The sequence below is a fragment of the Blastococcus sp. CT_GayMR16 genome, from assembly GCF_004570875.1.
Taxonomy (GTDB): domain Bacteria; phylum Actinomycetota; class Actinomycetes; order Mycobacteriales; family Geodermatophilaceae; genus Blastococcus_B.
Genome location: NZ_SPQK01000018.1, coordinates 1 through 15,982 on the forward strand (window position 1 = coordinate 1; position 15,982 = coordinate 15,982).

A 15,982-nucleotide genomic window follows, 5' to 3' on the forward strand; every position below is an offset into this window, starting at 1 on the left:
ACTTGCATGTGTTAAGCACGCCGCCAGCGTTCGTCCTGAGCCAGGATCAAACTCTCCGTAGATGATTTGATCGCAGCTGAGAACCGAGAGCTAGCACTCTCGATATCAATCAACCAAAGGAATCCCAAACCAGAGCAAGCCCTGGCACGGGGTATTACTTGGCACTGACTTTCGGCACGCTGTTGAGTTCTCAAAGAGCGGACGCGCAACAATTCGACCCTTCCGGGCGTCCTCGCTGGCTGGATGTCCAACACTACGCCGGTTTCCAGCACCCCCGCAGGAGCAACCGGTCCGGCGACCCTTCCGGGCCGCGCGGCGCATGGAGAACAGTACACGGCTCGGAGAGCCCCCTGCAGGGGGGTCCCGACCACCCCGGCGGCCCTGTCCGGACGGGTCTTTTGGTCAAGCCACGCCGGTCGGCCGGAACTGGACGCTCACCCGTGGCCCGACGGGCTTCGTGGTCTTGGGGATGCAGTGCTCCCACGTGCGCTGGCACGAGCCGCCCATGACCACGAGGTCTCCGTGCCCCAACGGGAACCGCAGGCTCTGCCCGCCGCCGACCGGTCGGAGCAGCAGCGGCCGCGCCGACCCGAAGGAGACGATCGCGACCATGGTGTCGGCGGACCGTCCGCGGCCGATCCGGTCGCCGTGCCAGGCCACGCTGTCGCGGCCGTCGCGGTAGAGGCACATGCCGGCGCTGACGAATCTCTCGCCGAGCTCTGGGCCGTAGTGGCGGTTCAGCGACTCCCGCGCCTCCGTCAGCAGCGGGTGGGGGAGCGTCTCGGTACCGGAGTACCAGCGCAGCAGGCGGGGGACCGCGACCTCGCGGTCGTACATCTGCCGGCGGTCCTCACGCCAGCCGATGTCCCCCAGCAGGACGTCCAGCACGGCGTCCGAGCCGGTGACCCAGTTCGGCAGGTGGTCGACCCAGGCGCCCCGGCCGAGATCGTGTCGGACGACCTGGCCGGCCAGCGCGCCCAGCGTGGCCTCCTCGGCCAGGTCCCACATCGACGGCTGGTGAGCGAGTGACATAGGGGAACGCTACTCCGGTTTCGCACATATGTGCGAAACCCTGTGGACAGTCGCCTCAGGCAGTGAGCGCTAGCGCGAACGGCAGGACAGCCGACGCCCCGGCCCGGCGCAGCTCCCGCCCGGCCACCGTCATCGTCCACCGGGAATCCGCAAGGTCGTCCACAAGGAGTACCGGCGCGCTGCCCGCCTCCGCGAGGCGGGCCCGCAGCTCGGGACCCACCACGATCCGGTCCCAGACCGCGGCCAGCCGGAACGCGCTGTTCCCGCCGGGCTGTCCGGTCGGGCCGCCATGCTGCAGGGACATCTCCCCCAGGTAGGGCAGCCGACCCAGGCGGGCGAGCCCCTGCGCCAGCCCGGTCACCAGCTGCGGGCGCCGGCGGGACGGCATCGCCACCACGGCGCCGGGACGCTCCTTCCAGTCCCAGGACCCCAGCACCCGCGCGCACGCTTTGAGCAGCGCCTCGTCCGGGGGCACGTCGGAGATCGAGCGCCGCACGGGGACGTCGAACGCGGCGTCCGGGTCCTCCTCGATGCCGGGGGCCTCGAGGTCGAGCGTGACGACGCCGCCGACCCCGTCGTCCCCGAGGAGCGTGCGCAACCGCTGGCCCCAGCCGAGGTCGGTGAGCCGGGCGACGGCCCGGCCCATCTCGATCTGGTCGGACGGCGAGATCTTGCCCTTCACGTCGACACCCAGGCGATCGGCGCCGGTCGGCCACTGGGCCCGGGGCGCGAGCTCCACGCCCGGACGGTCGAGGGCTGCGGACGCCGCCTCGGCGGCGGCCTGGGGCACGTCGGCGGAGTACCAGGCGCCGGCGCACACGTCGCAGCGGCCGCAGGGGGCCGCCGTCGGGTCGTCGAGGGCGTGCTGGAGGAAGGACATCCGGCACTCCGCCTCGTCCACCGGACGGGCGTAGGCGATCATCGCCCGCTGCTCGGCCTCGCGCGTACGCGTGACGCGGGCATACCGGTCGGCGTCGTAGATCCACGGCTGACCGGTCGAGCGCCAGCCGCCCTGGACGCGCTCGACCGCGCCGTCCACAGCGAGGACCTTGAGCAACAGCTCCAGCCGTGAGCGGCGGACGTCTGCCACGGTCTCCAGGCGCGCCACCGACCAGGCCTTGCCGTCGGCCATGGCGGTGAGCACCGCGGCCGCGTGGTCCTCCCGAGGCATGGATGAGGTGGCGAACCACTGCCAGATCGCGAGGTCCTCCGGGCCGGGCAGGAGGAGGACGTCGGCGTGCTCGACGGCACGGCCCGCACGCCCGACCTGCTGGTAGTAGCTGACCGGGGAGGACGGCGCTCCCAGGTGGACGACGAAGCCGAGGTCGGGCTTGTCGAAGCCCATGCCCAGCGCCGAGGTGGCGACCAGCGCCTTCACCTCGTTGTTGCGCAGCGCCTCCTCGGCGTCCTTGCGGTCGGCGTCGTCCAGCCGGCCCGTGTACGAGCGGACCTCGTGCCCGGCGTCGCGCAGCAGCGCAGCGGTCTCCTCCGCCGCGGCCACCGTGAGCGTGTAGACGATGCCGCTGCCCGGCAGGTCGCCGATGTGGGCCGACAGCCACGCCAGGCGCGCGCGGTCGCTGGGCAGCCGGAGGACGCCGAGCCGCAGCGAGTCACGCGACAGCGGACCGCGGACCGTCGTCACCTCGACGCCACCGGCACCGAGCTGCTCGGCGACGTCGGCCACCACGCGCTCGTTCGCGGTCGCCGTGGTCGCCAGGACCGGGGTGCCGGCGGGGAGCGTGCCGAGCAGGTCGCGGATGCGGCGGTAGTCGGGGCGGAAGTCGTGGCCCCAGTCGGAGACGCAGTGCGCCTCGTCGACGACGACCAGGCCGCAGCGCTCGACCAGGCCGGGCAGCTGTTCCTCGCGGAAGCGCGGGTTGGTCAGCCGCTCGGGGGAGACCAGCAGGACGTCGACGTCGTCGGCCGCGAGGCGGGCGGCGATGTCGTCCCACTCGGTCATGTTGGCGCTGGAGATCTCCACGGCGCGGATGCCGGCGCGGGCGGCCGCGGCGACCTGGTCGCGCATCAGCGCGAGCAGGGGGCTGACGAGCAAGGTGGGGCCCTTGCCGCGGCGGCGCAGCAGAGCGGTAGAGACGAAGTAGACGGCCGACTTGCCCCAGCCGGTGCGCTGGACGACGAGCGCCCGCTCGGACCGTTCGACGAGCGCGGCGACGGCGAGGTCCTGCCCCTCCCGGAACTCCGCGTCGTCCCGGCCGGTCAGTTCCCGGAGGACGGCGAGCGCCTCGGCGTGGACGGAGCCGGTGATCTCGGACGTCGGTGCGGCGGAGCTCATGGCGACGACAGTAGGCACGCCCGGGGACAGAACAGCCCACCGCGCGGCGGGTGGGGACGGCGGGGGAGAATCCACAGCGATGCGACCGCCGGACAACCACGTGCACACCAGGTGGTCGTGGGACACCCAGGACTCCTCGACGATGCGACGTGCCTGCGAACGGGCCGTCGCCCTGGGCCTCCCCGCGATCGCGTTCACCGAACACCTGGACTTCACGGTCTGGCACGAGGACGACGCGGCGACGTCCCGCGGCCTGATCGACCGGCACCCAGCGCACCAACTCCCGATCGACGTCGACAGCTACTTCGCCGATCTCGAGGAGTGCCGCGACCGCTTCCCGGAGCTGCGGATCTGGTCCGGCGTCGAGACCGGCGAGCCGCACCTGTTCGCGGCGAGCGTGGCCCGGCACCTGGCCCAGTCCCCCGTCGACCGGGTGCTCGGCTCCCTGCACTCGCTGAACCTCGACGGCCGGCTGGTGGGCGTCGGCCGGCTGCTCTGGGCCGATGCCGACGGCACGATGCGCCGCTACCTGGGCGAGCTGGTCACGATGATCGAGAGCAGTGACGTGTTCCAGGTGCTCGCGCACTGCGACTTCCCGCGGCGGTACTGGCCCGACGGCCGGGACCAGTACGTGGAGAAGTGGTTCGAGGAGGAGTACCGGGCGGTGTTCCGGGCGCTGGCCTCCACCGGCCGGGCGCTCGAGGTGAACACCAGCAGCCCGCTCGCCTCGGTCGACCAGGTGCGCTGGTTCCACGAGGAGGGCGGCGAGGCGGTCAGCTTCGGCAGCGACGCCCACCAGCCGGGCGCCGTCGCCCAGCAGTTCGACCTCGCCGCCGACGTGGTCGAGGCGGCCGGCTTCCGGCCGGGCCGCGACCGCTTCGACTTCTGGCGCCGCTGAACCGGGAGAACTTCCCGGCCCGGACGGGAAGGCGCCTCACGACGGCGCGGTGAGCCGGCGGCACGGTTCTCGATGACCGGATCGACCGGTCGTCGAGAGGAGAATCCGATGTCCAGGACTGCATGGCGCCTCGCAGGGGCGTTCGCGATCGGCCACGTGGTGCTCATCCTCGCGGGGATCAGCCAGCAGGACACGCTCCTGCTCGGGGACGACGCCGCGATGGTGGCGGAGCAGTACGTCGACGGCGACATGATCCGCTCCTTCGCCGGCGGCTACGTGGAGGCTCTGGGCCTGCTCCTCCTGCTCCCGGTGATCGCGTTCCTGGCCCAGGCCGTGGGACGACGGACCGAGGCGGGGAGCTGGGCGGCCCGGACCGCCTTCGCGGCGGGCACGGGATACGTCCTGCTCAGCCTCGCCCCCGGCTTGGCCGCCGGGGCGGCGGCCTTCTACGGGGCCCAGCACGGCGCGGACGTGGCCACCGTGTCGCTCGTCAACGACGTCCGGGTCTTCGCCTTCTTCATGAGCCTGCTGCTGCTCGGGGGGCACACGATCGGGATCGCGATCGGCGTGCTGACCGATCACGTGCTCCCCGCCTGGCTGGGCTGGTCGGCGGTCGTGACGGGCATCGTCCTCCTGGGCGGCGTGCCGTTCGCCGTCCACGGGGTGGCCGACTACGCGACCCTGCTCTGGATCCTCTGGTTCATCGCACTGGCGACCGTCATGCTCAGGCACCGCCCCCAGGGGGCGGACGTCGTCGCCCGCGCGGACCGGCCGGCAGCGGCGGCGACGTCGGTGTGAGGACGGGCGGGATGACGGTGTCCGGACGGGTCGCACCCGTGGTCGTCGCGCTCGTCGCCCTGGCCGGGGCCGTCGTCCCGCTGACCCTGGCGTCGGCGCGCGGCGACGGGCTCCCGCAGGGCGAGACCGCCATCGCGCTGGCCATCACCGCGTACGCCGCCGTGGGCCTGGTCATCGCACTGGCCCGGCCCGGCCACCGCGTCGGTCGCCTGATGCTGGGAGGAGCGGCGGCCTGGGCCGTCGGCGAGACCGCCCTCGCCCTCGCCGTCCAGGGGTTGGGAACCGAGCCCGGCAGCGTGCCGGCGGTCGCGTGGCTGGGGATCCTGGGCACGTTCCTTCGAGGGGCGGGCTGGCTGGTCCTCGTGCTGGGCGTCCCGCTGGTCTTCCCGGACGGGATCCTGCCGGCAGCGCCGTGGCGGTGGGCTGCACCGGTCGCCACCGCCGCCGTCGTCGGCTTCGCGGCCGCCACGCTGCTGACAGCGCACCCGCTGGACAACCGACTGATGACGGTGTCCAACCCCCTCGCTCCTCCCGCCTGGGCTTCGGCGCTCGTCGACGGGCTGGCCGCGCTCAGCCTCGGACTGGCCGCGATCGCTCTCGTGGGCGCGGTCGGCAGCCTCGTGGCCCGCTGGCGGAAGGGGAGCCGGCTGGTCCGTCAGCAGCTGCTGTGGTTCACCCTCGCCGCTGCCGTCCCGGTCCTGCTCCTGCCGATCGTCCCGACCAACGTCGCAGCGCCCCTCCTGTTCGCGCTGGCGGTCCTCCCGCTGCCGATCGCGATCGCGGTCGCCGTCCTCCAGCACCGCCTCTACGACGTGCAGCTCGTCGCGAACCGGACCATCGCGTCGGTCGCCCTGTCGGCGGCCCTCGCCGTCGTCTACGTCCTCGTCGTCGCCGGGGTGGGGGCGCTGCTCCAGGCGCAGGGGGCGCGGTGGCTGCCCTGGCTCGCCACCGGGGTGGTGGCCCTGTCCTTCGCGCCACTCCGGGAGGCGCTCCAGCGCGCCGCGAACCGGCTCACCTACGGCCTCTGGGCCCAGCCCGAGGCGGTGCTGGCCGACGTCCGGCGGCGGGTCGCGGACGCCGGCGACGCGCACGGACTGCTGCGCGACCTGGTGGTCGAGCTCGGCGACGGACTCGGTCTGGCGCGGATCGCCGTCCTGGACGCCGACGGGCAGCTGCTCGCGGCCCACGGCTCGGAGCAAGGCGACGGGAAGGAGGAGACCCCGCTGACGGCGTACGGCCGCCCGGTCGGGATCCTGCGCTGGTCGCCGCCCCCGCGGGCGCTGCGCGCACGCGACCGGCAGCTCCTCTCCGACATCGCCGGGCACCTGGGGGCCCTCGTGCACGCGGCCGGCCTGGTCGCCGGGCTGCGGGCCGCCCAGGAACGGCTGGTCCTGGCACGGGAGGACGAGCGGCGCCGACTCCGCCGGGACCTGCACGACGGGCTGGGCTCCCGGCTGGCGGGCCTCACGTTCCTCGTCGAGGCGACCGGCAACCTGCTGCGCAGCGACGTCGACGCAGCCGAGGAGTCGCTGCGCCACATCCGCAGCGGGATCCAGGCCGCGGTGGTGGACGTGCGTCGCGTCGTGGACGGCCTCACGCCGCCGGGTCTCGACCAGCTCGGGCTGGTCGAGGCGGTCGCGGAGCTCGCCGACCGGCTGGGACGGCACCTGCCCGGCGGGATTGCGATGGACGCTCCGCCGGAGCTCCCGCCGCTGAGCGCCGCGGTCGAGGTGGCGGCCTTCCGTGTCGCCCAGGAGGCGGTGACGAACGTCGTCCGCCATGCCGGTGCCTCGCGGGGCCGGATCTCCCTGAGCCACGACGGTTCCGCGCTGCTGCTCGAGGTGGCAGACGACGGTTCCGGAGCGGTCGCGTCACGGGCGGGAGGGGCCGGCCTCGCGGGGATGCACGAGCGGGCCGCGGAGCTGAGCGGGGAGCTCACCGTCGAGAGCCGGCCCGGCTCCGGCACGACGGTCCGGCTGCGCCTCCCTGCGGCCGGCGCGGCGCCGCGGCCGGACGTCGCGGTCGCGGGGGTGGCCCGGTGATCCGCGTGCTGGTCGTCGACGACCACCCGATCGTCCGGCAGGGGCTCTCCTCGCTGCTCGGCACGGTGACCGACATGTCCGTGGTCGGCTCCGCCGGGGACGGCGAGACCGCGGTCCGGCTCGCCGTCCAGCACCGACCGGACGTCGTCCTCATGGACCTCAACCTGCCCGGCGTCCCCGGGCTGGAGGCCACCCGCCGGATCGGCCGCGAGGCGCCGGAGGCCGCCGTCCTGGTCCTGACCATGGTGGACGACGACGACACCGTGCTGGCCGCACTGCGCGTCGGCGCCCGCGGCTACGTGCTCAAAGGTGCCGGCCAGGACGAACTCCTCGGCGCGATCCGCACGGTGGCGAGCGGCGGCGCGGTCTTCGGGGCCGGCGCCGCGCGCGCCGTCCTGGCCGGACCACCCCCGCGGGATGCCGCCGGGCGGCTCACGGAGCGGGAGGCCGAGATCCTCGCGCTCGTCGCCGACGGCCGGAGCAACCCCGAGATCGCCCACGAACTGGGCCTCAGCCTCAAGACGGTGCAGAACCACGTCTCGCGCATCCTTCCCAAGCTGCAGGTCCGGGACCGCACCCAGGCGGCGCTCCGGATGCGCGGTCTCTGATCCCCGATCTGGTACTTCACCGCTAAGGCAATTCCCAGTAGGGTCCGGCAGATGACCTCCCGCCGCGTCGTGATCGCCCTCGGCGGCAACGCCATGACCGGCGCGGACGGGTCGGCCACCCCGGGAGCCCAGCGCGACGCGCTGCGCGAGGCGTCTGCCCACATCGCCGACGTCGTCGCGTCCGGCGTCGAGGTGGTGCTCACCCACGGCAACGGCCCGCAGGTCGGCAATCTCCTGGTCAAGAACGAGCTGGCCGCGCACGTGGTGCCGCCGGTCCCGCTGGACTGGTGCGTCGCCCAGACCCAGGCCACCATCGCCTTCACGCTCAGCGACGAACTGGACTCGGCCCTCGCGGCGCGCGGCCTGCCGCAGCGCACCGCCGGCCTGGTCACGCGCACGCTCATCGACGTCGAGGACCCGGGCTTCCGCGAGCCGTCCAAGCCGGTCGGCCGCTTCCTCCCCCGCGAGGAGGCGGAACGGTTCGTCTCCCTCGGCCAGGTCTGGGAGGACCGCGGGGAGAAGGGCTGGCGCCGCGTGGTCGCCTCGCCCGAGCCGACGTCCGTCGTCGACTCCCCTGCGATCCACGCGCTCGCCGGAGCCGGCTTCGTCGTCGTCTGCGCCGGCGGCGGTGGCATCCCGGTGGCCGACGACGGGCGTGACGGATCCGCCCTGCGCGGCGTCGAGGCGGTCATCGACAAGGACCTCACCGCCGCGATCCTGGCGCGCGAGCTCGACGCCGACACCCTCGTCATCGCCACCGACGTCCCTCACGTGATGATCGACTTCGGGACGGCGAACGCCCGACCGCTGGGCCGCGTCACGGTGGCCGAGATGCATGCGCACGCCGCCGCGGGCCAGTTCGCGCGCGGCAGCATGGGCCCGAAGGTCGAGGCCGCCCTCCGCTTCGTAGCGGGTGGCGGGCGCGCCGTCATCACGTCTCTAGAACACATCGCCGACGCCGTCTCCGGTGACGACGCCGGCACCGTCATAACCGCTTCCTGAGAGGAACCCCCGTGCCCGCACCGATCGAGGTCCGCAAGGTCCCGCTGCACAACGTCAGTGACGCCTCCGAGCTGGCCAAGCTCATCGACGACGGTGTCATGGAGGCCGACCGCATCATCGCCGTCATCGGCAAGACCGAGGGCAACGGCGGGATCAACGACTACACCCGGATCATCGCCGACCGCGCCTTCCGCGAGGTCCTCGAGGAGAAGGGCTCCCGCTCGCGCGAGGAGGTCAAGCAGATCCCGATCGTCTGGTCCGGCGGCACGGACGGCGTCATCAGCCCGCACGCCACGATCTTCGCGACCCTCCCCGAGGACTCGGTCGAGCAGACCGACGAGCCGCGGCTGACCGTCGGCTACGCGATGAGCGACGTCCTGCTGCCCGAGGACATCGGGCGCATCTCCATGGTGGAGAAGGTCGCCGAGGGCGTGAAGAAGGCGATGGAGGCCGCCGGCATCACCGACCCGGCCGACGTGCACTACGTGCAGACCAAGACCCCGCTGCTGACGATCGACACGATCCGCGACGCCCGAGAACGCGGCAAGACGACGTACATGGAGGAGCCGCACGGCTCCATGGACCTCTCCAACGGCACCACGGCACTCGGCATCGGGGTCGCACTCGGCGAGATCGAGATGCCGAAGCAGGAGCAGGTCATGCACGACCTCTCCCTCTTCAGCGCCGTCGCCTCCTGCTCGTCGGGTGTGGAACTGGACCGCGCGCAGATCGTCGTCGTCGGCAATGCCCGTGGCCACGGTGGCACCTACAAGGTCGGCCACTCGGTGATGAAGGACGCCCTCGACCAGGACGGGATCTGGGAGGCCATCCGCAACGCCGGCCTCGAGCTTCCCGACCGGCCGCACTACACCGACCTGGGCGACCGCCTGGTCAACGTGTTCCTCAAGTGCGAGGCCTCGCCGGACGGCAAGGTCCGCGGGCGCCGCAACGCGATGCTCGACGACTCCGACGTCTCCTGGCACCGCCAGATCAAGGCGACGGTCGGCGGCGTGACCGCCTCGGTCACCGGCGACCCGGCCGTCTTCGTGTCCGTGGCTGCGGTCCACCAGGGCCCGTCCGGCGGCGGCCCGGTCGCCGCCATCGTCAAGGCGTAGTCAGCAACTCCGGGGAAGTAGGGGTTCGGACGCCGTTCCGGAGCCCTACTTCCCCGAACTCGGGGTTCAGGCGAAGCGGTGGCCCCAGAGGCCTCCGGGCGCCGACATCGGCCCCGGGACGACGACCGGCAGAGGCGCCGTCAGGTCGTCGGGTTCCGTCGACCTGGCCGCGACCGGTGCCGGTACGGGCGGCTTGCCTCGCTGGCGCTGCGGCAGGCCGGGGATGACGAGGCGGTACGTGGCATCGACGTCCCGCACCGCGAAGACGTCCTCGTCCGGGGCCGCGTGGTGCAGGACGAGCGTGTCGAACCGTTCGGCGACCCGGTGCAGAGCCTCGGGGTCGGAGACGTCGATGACGGTGGGCCCGGGGTCGAACGCGGCAACGGGCAGGATCCGGGCGGCATGCTTGACGAGGAACTCGTCGGCGACGTCGCCACGTCCGGTCCGGCCGATCCACGCTCCGCCGGCGAGGGTGAGCAGGGAGAGTCCGAAGACGGCGACCACCACGATCCGGGCGACGTCGAGCGGGATCGACACGCTCAGCACGCTGAGCCGGCGCGGACCGGTCTCCTCGACCACCACGGGGGTCTGCGTGCTCGGCGCCAGTGCTGCCCGCGCGTCCCCGGCGAGGCGCAAGGACGTGGCCTCGAGATTGAACGAGAGCCCGGCGGGTGAGCCTGCCTGGAAGGGCAGCCCGCGGACCGTGCCCTCGGTCACGACGACGGGCGTGACGGTGAGCGTCGCGCTCGTGCCCCCGCCGCCGATCTCCGCGAAGTGCTTGCCGAGCAGGGCAGCCGCCTCCGCCGGGTCGACCGGCACGGTGGCGGTGGCCGACCCCTCGGCCAGGGCGACGACGGGACTGCTGTTCAGGTAGGCGCTCCAGCCGTCCGCCGAGGAGACCGCGACGTCGAGCCGCATGGCGCCACGGAGATCGGCGAGGTCCGGGCCGGTGACGGCATTGGTGAAGGACACGCTCAGGTCGGAGGCGAGGCTGGTCCACACCGTGTCGCCGGTCGAGACGGTGCCGGCCGGGTACGTCGTCCCTGCCTCGGCGGAAGCGGTATAGGTGAACGTTCCCTGCTGGGTCACCTGCAGCGTCTTCGTGTCCGTCTGGGTCGACGGCAGCGCGAGCAGGACGCCGCCCGCGACCCCCGCCAGGAGAGCGACGGCCGCGGAGATCAACGCGACCTGGCGGGCCATCGCCCGGGTCGGCATCCTGAAGGCCGGCGCTCGAGGGATCGAGGGGCGCCGGAGACGGCGGAGCGCGGAACGGGCACCGTGCCGGCCGCGGGGCCTGCGGGCGGCCCCGGCCACGGTGAGCGCGGCGACGACGACCAGCCCGAGGACGCCGGGGTTGGTGACCGCCGCGAGCGCCTTACCCCCCTGGGGAACTCTCAGGAAGAGCTTGCCCAGGACCTCGTTCGGTGTCGGGTGATCCTCGTCGAGCCAGTCGTTGTTGTCGCCCTGGATCACGAAGCGGTCGCCGTCCAGTGCGACGATCCGGTGCATGACGACGGTGTCGAGCGAGGCACTCTGGTAGGCGACGACGTCCCCCACCGCATAGCTGCCGGCCGACCGCAGGATCGCCATGTCCCCGGTGTGGAAGCGCGGTTCCATGCTGATGCCGTGCGTGCTGACGTACGTGGTGGAGCCACCGAGCGCGAGCGGCCACAAAAGCCACACAGCCGCCAGCACCAGCGCGCTGAGGGCGCTGATGCTGGCGGCTCTGCTGGCGGCATTCATGTCGAAGGCACCGGTCCGGGGTCAGGCGGGGCGACCGTTCGGCCGACCCCGCCTGCACCGCGGAGGGGTTACTGGACCACCGTGATGGCCACGCTGTCGAACTCGTCGAAGGTGCGCGGGCTGCCGGTCGTGTCGCAGGTCATGACGATGATCGGGGGAACGGCGAGGGCGTCCCACGCGGTCTTGACGGCGCACGTGTACGGGGTGCCGACGACGACCGTGCCGCCCGTGGTCTTGAGCGTCATGGTGGTGGTCTTGCCCGTGAGGTTCGTGGTCGAGGTGAACTCGACGGCGTCGACGACGGTCGCGTCGGCGGCGTTCTGCACGTAGTGGATGTCGGTCACGACGGCACCGGTGACGGAACCCTGACCGGAACCTGCGACGGAGTTCGGGACGGTGTTGCTGGCGGTGAAAGCGGACGTGCCGACGGCGGCAGCGGCAACCGCGACACCAGCGAGCAGAAGACGCGACTTGCGCATTGCACGGGTCCTGTTCTCTCAGTGGCTCAGTGCCGCCCAGATGTGTTCATCCGGTTCAGCGACGGCTTCGCCATTCGTTGACGCCCTGTCTTCGGCCACTCGCCGCCCCGTATCAACTCCTGTCCCAAAAGAAACTGGAGTCGCTAAAGCGACACCCTCGGGGCGGTCATCGACGAGTGAATTCCACGGTGGAAAAGCGCAGGTCCACGTGTTGTCGGGGCCGCCGCAACGGTGTCCGCCGGGTCCGCATCCCCGTCGGGGTCCGGAAAGACTTCCGTTCGGCTCAACTACCGTGAGCCGGTACTTCGCGGTCGGAGGCCCACGCCACGAGGAGTTCGGCAGTGCACAGGTCAACCCGTGTACGGCACGCGTTGCCGCTCACGGTGCTCGCCCTCTTCACGGTGCTCGACCTCGCGGCCGGCCGCGGTCAGCAGGCACTCTCGCTGACCGTCATCTCTCCCTTGGTCGCAGCGACCACCCTCGGCCGACGGGCGACAGCTGCGTACGGCGTCCTCGCCGTGCTGGTCTCGGCGCTGCTCGGCATCTACGACCAGCAGTACACGTCCGAGGCGGCGCCCACGCAGTTCATGCGGCTGTTCGGCGTCGCCGTGGGCAGCGGCGTCGCGCTGTTCGCCTGCACGCTGCGACTCCGGGGTGAGGCGCGGCTGAGGCAGGCGAGCGCCCAGGCGGCGGCGAGCGGGGCCGTCGTCGAGCTGGCCGAGACCCTGCAGCGCAACCTGCTGGGTGACCCGCCCCGGGTCGACGGGCTGGAGACCGCGGTGCGGTACCTGCCTGCCACGCGCCATGCCCGCGTCGGCGGTGACTGGTACGACGCCTTCCCGGTTCCGGACGGGACGACGATGCTGGTCATCGGCGACGTCGCCGGCCATGACGCCCCGGCCGCAGCGACGATGTCCGAGACGCGCGGCATGCTGCGGGCGATCGCGCAGTCCACGGTCGGCTCACCGGCGGCGGTGCTCGCCGTGCTGGACACCGCTTTGGCGAACCTGCGGATGCGCACCCTCGTGACGGCGCTCGTCGCGGCGGTGGACGTCCGGCGCACCCGGGACAGCGCCGGGGTGACGCTGTGCTGGTCGAACGCCGGTCATCCCGCGCCGGTCCTGGTCTGCGCGGACGGCTCCACGCAGCTGCTCGAGCGCCCGGCCGACCGGCTGCTCGGGGTCTCGCCCGACGCCGCGCGCCACGACCACACCCTGGTCCTGCAGCCGGGCGACACGGTGCTCTTCTACACCGACGGGCTGGTGGAGCAGCCGGATGTCGCGCTCGACGACGGCACGGCCTGGCTCGTCGGGCGGCTCCGGCGGCTGGGCACCGAATCCCTCGATCGGCTGTGCGACGACCTGCTGGCCGGCATGAGTGGGCCGATCGACGACGACGTCGCCCTGCTGGCCGTGCGCGTCCCGCCGAGGGCTCAGGCGCCGCAGCGGTAGACGAGGAAGGCCACGTCGTCGTCCGGGGCATCGTCCAGCAGCTTCTCGGTGAGCAGGTCCGCCAGCTCCGCGGGGGGGAGGTGCCGCCCCTCGGCGAGCACCTCCGCCGCGCGCGTCATGCCGTCGTCGAGGCCCTGGTCGCGCCGTTCGACGAGTCCGTCGGTGTAGAGCAGCAGCGTCGAACCCGGTGCCAGGGCGACGTCGGCCTCGGGACGCTCCAGGTCGTCGACGACCGCGAGGGGCAGCGAGCCGGCTTCCTCGAGGAAGGTCGCCCTCCCGTCGGCGTCGACCACGATCGCCGGAGGGTGGCCGGCGCTGCTGTACCGGAGGATGCCGTCGCGCGGGTCGATGACGGCGCAGAACACCGTGCTCACCGCGGCGCCCGGCACCAGCGTCGCGAACCGGTCGAGGGCCGAGAGCACGTGACCGGGCGACCGGCTCTCCAGCAGCAGTGCCCGCCCGGCACTCCGGAGCTGGCCCATCACCGCGGCCGAGGCCAGGCCGCGACCGACCACGTCGCCCACGACCACGCCGTACCGGCCGTCGGGCAGGTCGACGACGTCGTACCAGTCACCGCCGACCTCCAGCGTCCCGGTCGCCGGCTCGTAGTGGACGGCGAAGTCGCGCGGCAGGACCGTGGGCCCGAGGACGGCGCGCTGCAGGGTGACGGCGACGTCAGTGAAGAACTGCGCCCGCTCCTCTGCGCGACGGCGCTCGCTCTCGACGGCCTGTGCATCGGCGACGGCGGCAGCGACCTGCCCGGCGGCCAGCGACAGGAAGATGCGGTACTCCTGGTCCAGCTGCAGGTGCGGGCTGGTGCCGAGGACCACCGCCCCCACCGGAGCGGGCCGGCCGGCGACGATGAGCGGGAGGACGACGGCCGTGTGGACGTCGGCCTGGCCGGCCGGGCTCGCCCCGACGCTGGAGAGCCCGGGTAGGCGTTCGGCAAGGCCGGTCACCGTCTGGGTCTGACCCGTGGCGATCACCTCGCGCACCTGGTCCGGGATGACGCTGGCGGCGAGGTCGTCGTCGACGCCGATGCCCTGACGGGCGACCAGCCGGGCGGCGGCGCCGTCCTCATCTACCAGGTAGACGAGGCCGAACGGACAGTCGGTCCGGGCGTCGGCCAGCACCCGGAGAGCCGCGGCGACCGCGTCGTCGGTGCTGCCGTGCACCGAGCGGGGCAGGCTGCCCAGCTGCTGCAGCACGCCCATGCGCCGGGCGGCCAGCACCGTCTGGGTGGTCTCCACGACGGTGTTGAGGAGGCCGGCAACCTCGCCGCCGGGCTCGACCACGGGGCTGTAGGAGAAGGTGAAGTAGGCCTCCTCGTCGAAGCCCCGCCGCGTCATCGTCAGCGGCAGGTCCTCGAAGCGGATCGTCCCCCCGGCGAAGACGTCCTCGACCATGCCCTTGATGTCGGGCCAGATGTCGTCCCACACGTCCGGGACTCGACACCCCAGCGCAGACGGGTGCCGCAGGCCGAGCATCGGGGCGTAGGCGTCGTTGTAGATCATCACGAGCTCCGGGCCCCACATGAGGAGCATCCCGAAGCCGGAGTTCAGCGCCGTGCTGGCGGCGGTGCGCAGGGTGGGCGACCAGTGCTCCTCGGCGCCGAGAGCCGTCCCGGCCCAGTCGTAGTCGAGGACCATCCGCTGCAGCTCGGTCCGCGCGGTGGCCGGGACCAGCTCCGCCAACTGCCCGTCCAACTCCGCACCCCCGCCCAGCGTCCACGGCCGTCCCCGCTCACTGCGCCGGCCGGCACGGTGTCGGGATCATCGTGCCATCCCGGTACGACACCGTCCCGCTGGACACCACCTTGTGTGACGGAACGGTCATCCTTCGCAGTCGAGCCGGGGGAGGCGACGGCGTCAGCGGGAGTAGTACTCGACCACCAGCTGCTCCTCGCACAGGACGGGGACCTCGTCGCGGCCCGGCGTCCGCTCGACCCGGGCGACGAGGTCGGCCAGCCGCACCTCGAGGTAGGCGGGGGCGTCGGCGTGCGCGCCCGAGGCGGCCACCTGGAAGGGCTCCTTCTGCTTCGACTTCTCGGCGATCTGGATGAAGTCGCCGGGCCTGAGCCGGTAGGACGGGCGGTCGACGCGCTTGCCGTTGACCAGCACGTGCTGGTGGGTGACGAACTGGCGGGCCTGGTAGATGGTGCGGGCGAAGCCGGCCCGCAGGACGGTGGCGTCCAGGCGCGACTCGAGGTCCTGGATCAGCGCCTCGCCGGTCTTGCCGCCGGAGCGCCGCGCCCGGTCGAAGGCCGCCCGCAACTGCGTCTCGCTGATGTCGTACTGCGCGCGCAGCCGCTGCTTCTCCTTGAGCCGGGTGGAGTAGTCGCTGTCCTTGCGGCGCTTGCGCCCGTGCTCGCCCGGGGGATACGGCCGGCGCTCGAAGTACGCGACGCACTTCGGGGTGAGCGGGATGCCGAGCGCGCGGCTGAGTCGGACCTTGGGACGAGGGGTGTTCACAGGACCTCCAGTTTGGTTAGGCTCACCTTACTACTCGCCCATGAGCTTCC

The 15,982-nt window shown here is 72.6% G+C and carries 13 protein-coding genes and 1 rRNA gene; 7 read left to right on the plus strand and 7 right to left on the minus strand.

Annotation, left to right across the window (positions count from 1 at the left end; translation table 11 throughout):
- The 3 genes from E4P38_RS17195 to E4P38_RS17205 form a co-directional block, all read right to left on the minus strand.
- Window positions 1-62: ribosomal RNA gene (locus E4P38_RS17195) — 16S ribosomal RNA — on the minus strand; the annotation flags it as partial.
- A 340-nt stretch (window positions 63-402) separates the two neighbouring features.
- The gene (locus tag E4P38_RS17200; protein ID WP_135133180.1) at window positions 403-1,032 is read right to left on the minus strand and encodes an alpha-ketoglutarate-dependent dioxygenase AlkB; all 630 of its coding nucleotides are present in this window, start codon (window positions 1,030-1,032) and stop codon (window positions 403-405) included.
- 55 nt (window positions 1,033-1,087) lie between these two features.
- Window positions 1,088-3,325: a DEAD/DEAH box helicase gene (locus E4P38_RS17205; protein ID WP_135133181.1), complete on the minus strand. Its 2,238-nt coding sequence runs from the start codon at window positions 3,323-3,325 to the stop codon at window positions 1,088-1,090.
- 79 nt (window positions 3,326-3,404) lie between these two features.
- On the opposite strand from E4P38_RS17205, the gene E4P38_RS17210 reads away from it, so the two are divergent.
- From E4P38_RS17210 to E4P38_RS17235, 6 genes are all read left to right on the plus strand, one after another.
- Window positions 3,405-4,223 carry a PHP domain-containing protein gene (locus tag E4P38_RS17210; protein ID WP_135133182.1) on the plus strand — a complete coding sequence of 273 codons (819 nt, stop codon included), beginning with the start codon at window positions 3,405-3,407 and terminating at the stop codon, window positions 4,221-4,223.
- 108 nt (window positions 4,224-4,331) lie between these two features.
- A complete protein-coding gene (locus E4P38_RS17215; RefSeq protein WP_135133183.1) occupies window positions 4,332-5,021 on the plus strand; it encodes a hypothetical protein in 690 nt (229 codons plus the stop codon).
- Between the two features lie 11 nt (window positions 5,022-5,032).
- Window positions 5,033-7,063, plus strand: coding sequence for an ATP-binding protein (locus E4P38_RS17220; protein ID WP_135133184.1), 2,031 nt, complete (start codon window positions 5,033-5,035; stop codon window positions 7,061-7,063).
- Window positions 7,060-7,671, plus strand: a complete 612-nt coding sequence (locus E4P38_RS17225) for a response regulator transcription factor (RefSeq protein WP_135133185.1) — start codon at window positions 7,060-7,062, stop codon at window positions 7,669-7,671. Before E4P38_RS17220 ends, E4P38_RS17225 begins: the two co-directional genes overlap by 4 nt.
- Window positions 7,672-7,722: 51 nt before the next feature.
- The gene (arcC, locus tag E4P38_RS17230; RefSeq protein ID WP_135133186.1) at window positions 7,723-8,673 is read left to right on the plus strand and encodes a carbamate kinase; all 951 of its coding nucleotides are present in this window, start codon (window positions 7,723-7,725) and stop codon (window positions 8,671-8,673) included.
- A gap of 11 nt (window positions 8,674-8,684) precedes the next feature.
- On the plus strand, window positions 8,685-9,788 hold the full coding sequence (locus tag E4P38_RS17235; protein WP_135133187.1) for a ring-opening amidohydrolase: 1,104 nt from the start codon (window positions 8,685-8,687) through the stop codon (window positions 9,786-9,788).
- A gap of 66 nt (window positions 9,789-9,854) precedes the next feature.
- On the opposite strand, the gene E4P38_RS17240 is transcribed toward E4P38_RS17235, so the two are convergent.
- Window positions 9,855-11,531 (minus strand): signal peptidase I, encoded by a 1,677-nt coding sequence (locus E4P38_RS17240; RefSeq protein WP_135133188.1) that lies wholly within the window; start codon window positions 11,529-11,531, stop codon window positions 9,855-9,857.
- 68 nt (window positions 11,532-11,599) lie between these two features.
- Window positions 11,600-12,010 (minus strand): hypothetical protein, encoded by a 411-nt coding sequence (locus tag E4P38_RS17245; RefSeq protein WP_135133189.1) that lies wholly within the window; start codon window positions 12,008-12,010, stop codon window positions 11,600-11,602.
- Between the two features lie 341 nt (window positions 12,011-12,351).
- Here E4P38_RS17245 and E4P38_RS17250 point away from each other — a divergent pair, with 341 nt between their 5' ends.
- Window positions 12,352-13,461: a PP2C family protein-serine/threonine phosphatase gene (locus E4P38_RS17250; protein ID WP_245161103.1), complete on the plus strand. Its 1,110-nt coding sequence runs from the start codon at window positions 12,352-12,354 to the stop codon at window positions 13,459-13,461.
- Here the strand turns inward: E4P38_RS17250 and E4P38_RS17255 are convergent.
- Together E4P38_RS17255 and rpsD are read right to left on the minus strand one after the other, a co-directional pair.
- Complete coding sequence (locus E4P38_RS17255) at window positions 13,443-15,167, minus strand: SpoIIE family protein phosphatase (protein ID WP_135133190.1); 1,725 nt, start codon at window positions 15,165-15,167, stop codon at window positions 13,443-13,445. The two genes, E4P38_RS17250 and E4P38_RS17255, sit on opposite strands and share 19 nt — an antisense overlap.
- Window positions 15,168-15,329: 162 nt before the next feature.
- Window positions 15,330-15,932 carry a 30S ribosomal protein S4 gene (gene rpsD, locus E4P38_RS17260; protein ID WP_135133191.1) on the minus strand — a complete coding sequence of 201 codons (603 nt, stop codon included), beginning with the start codon at window positions 15,930-15,932 and terminating at the stop codon, window positions 15,330-15,332.
- Between the last annotated feature and the right edge of the window lie 50 nt (window positions 15,933-15,982).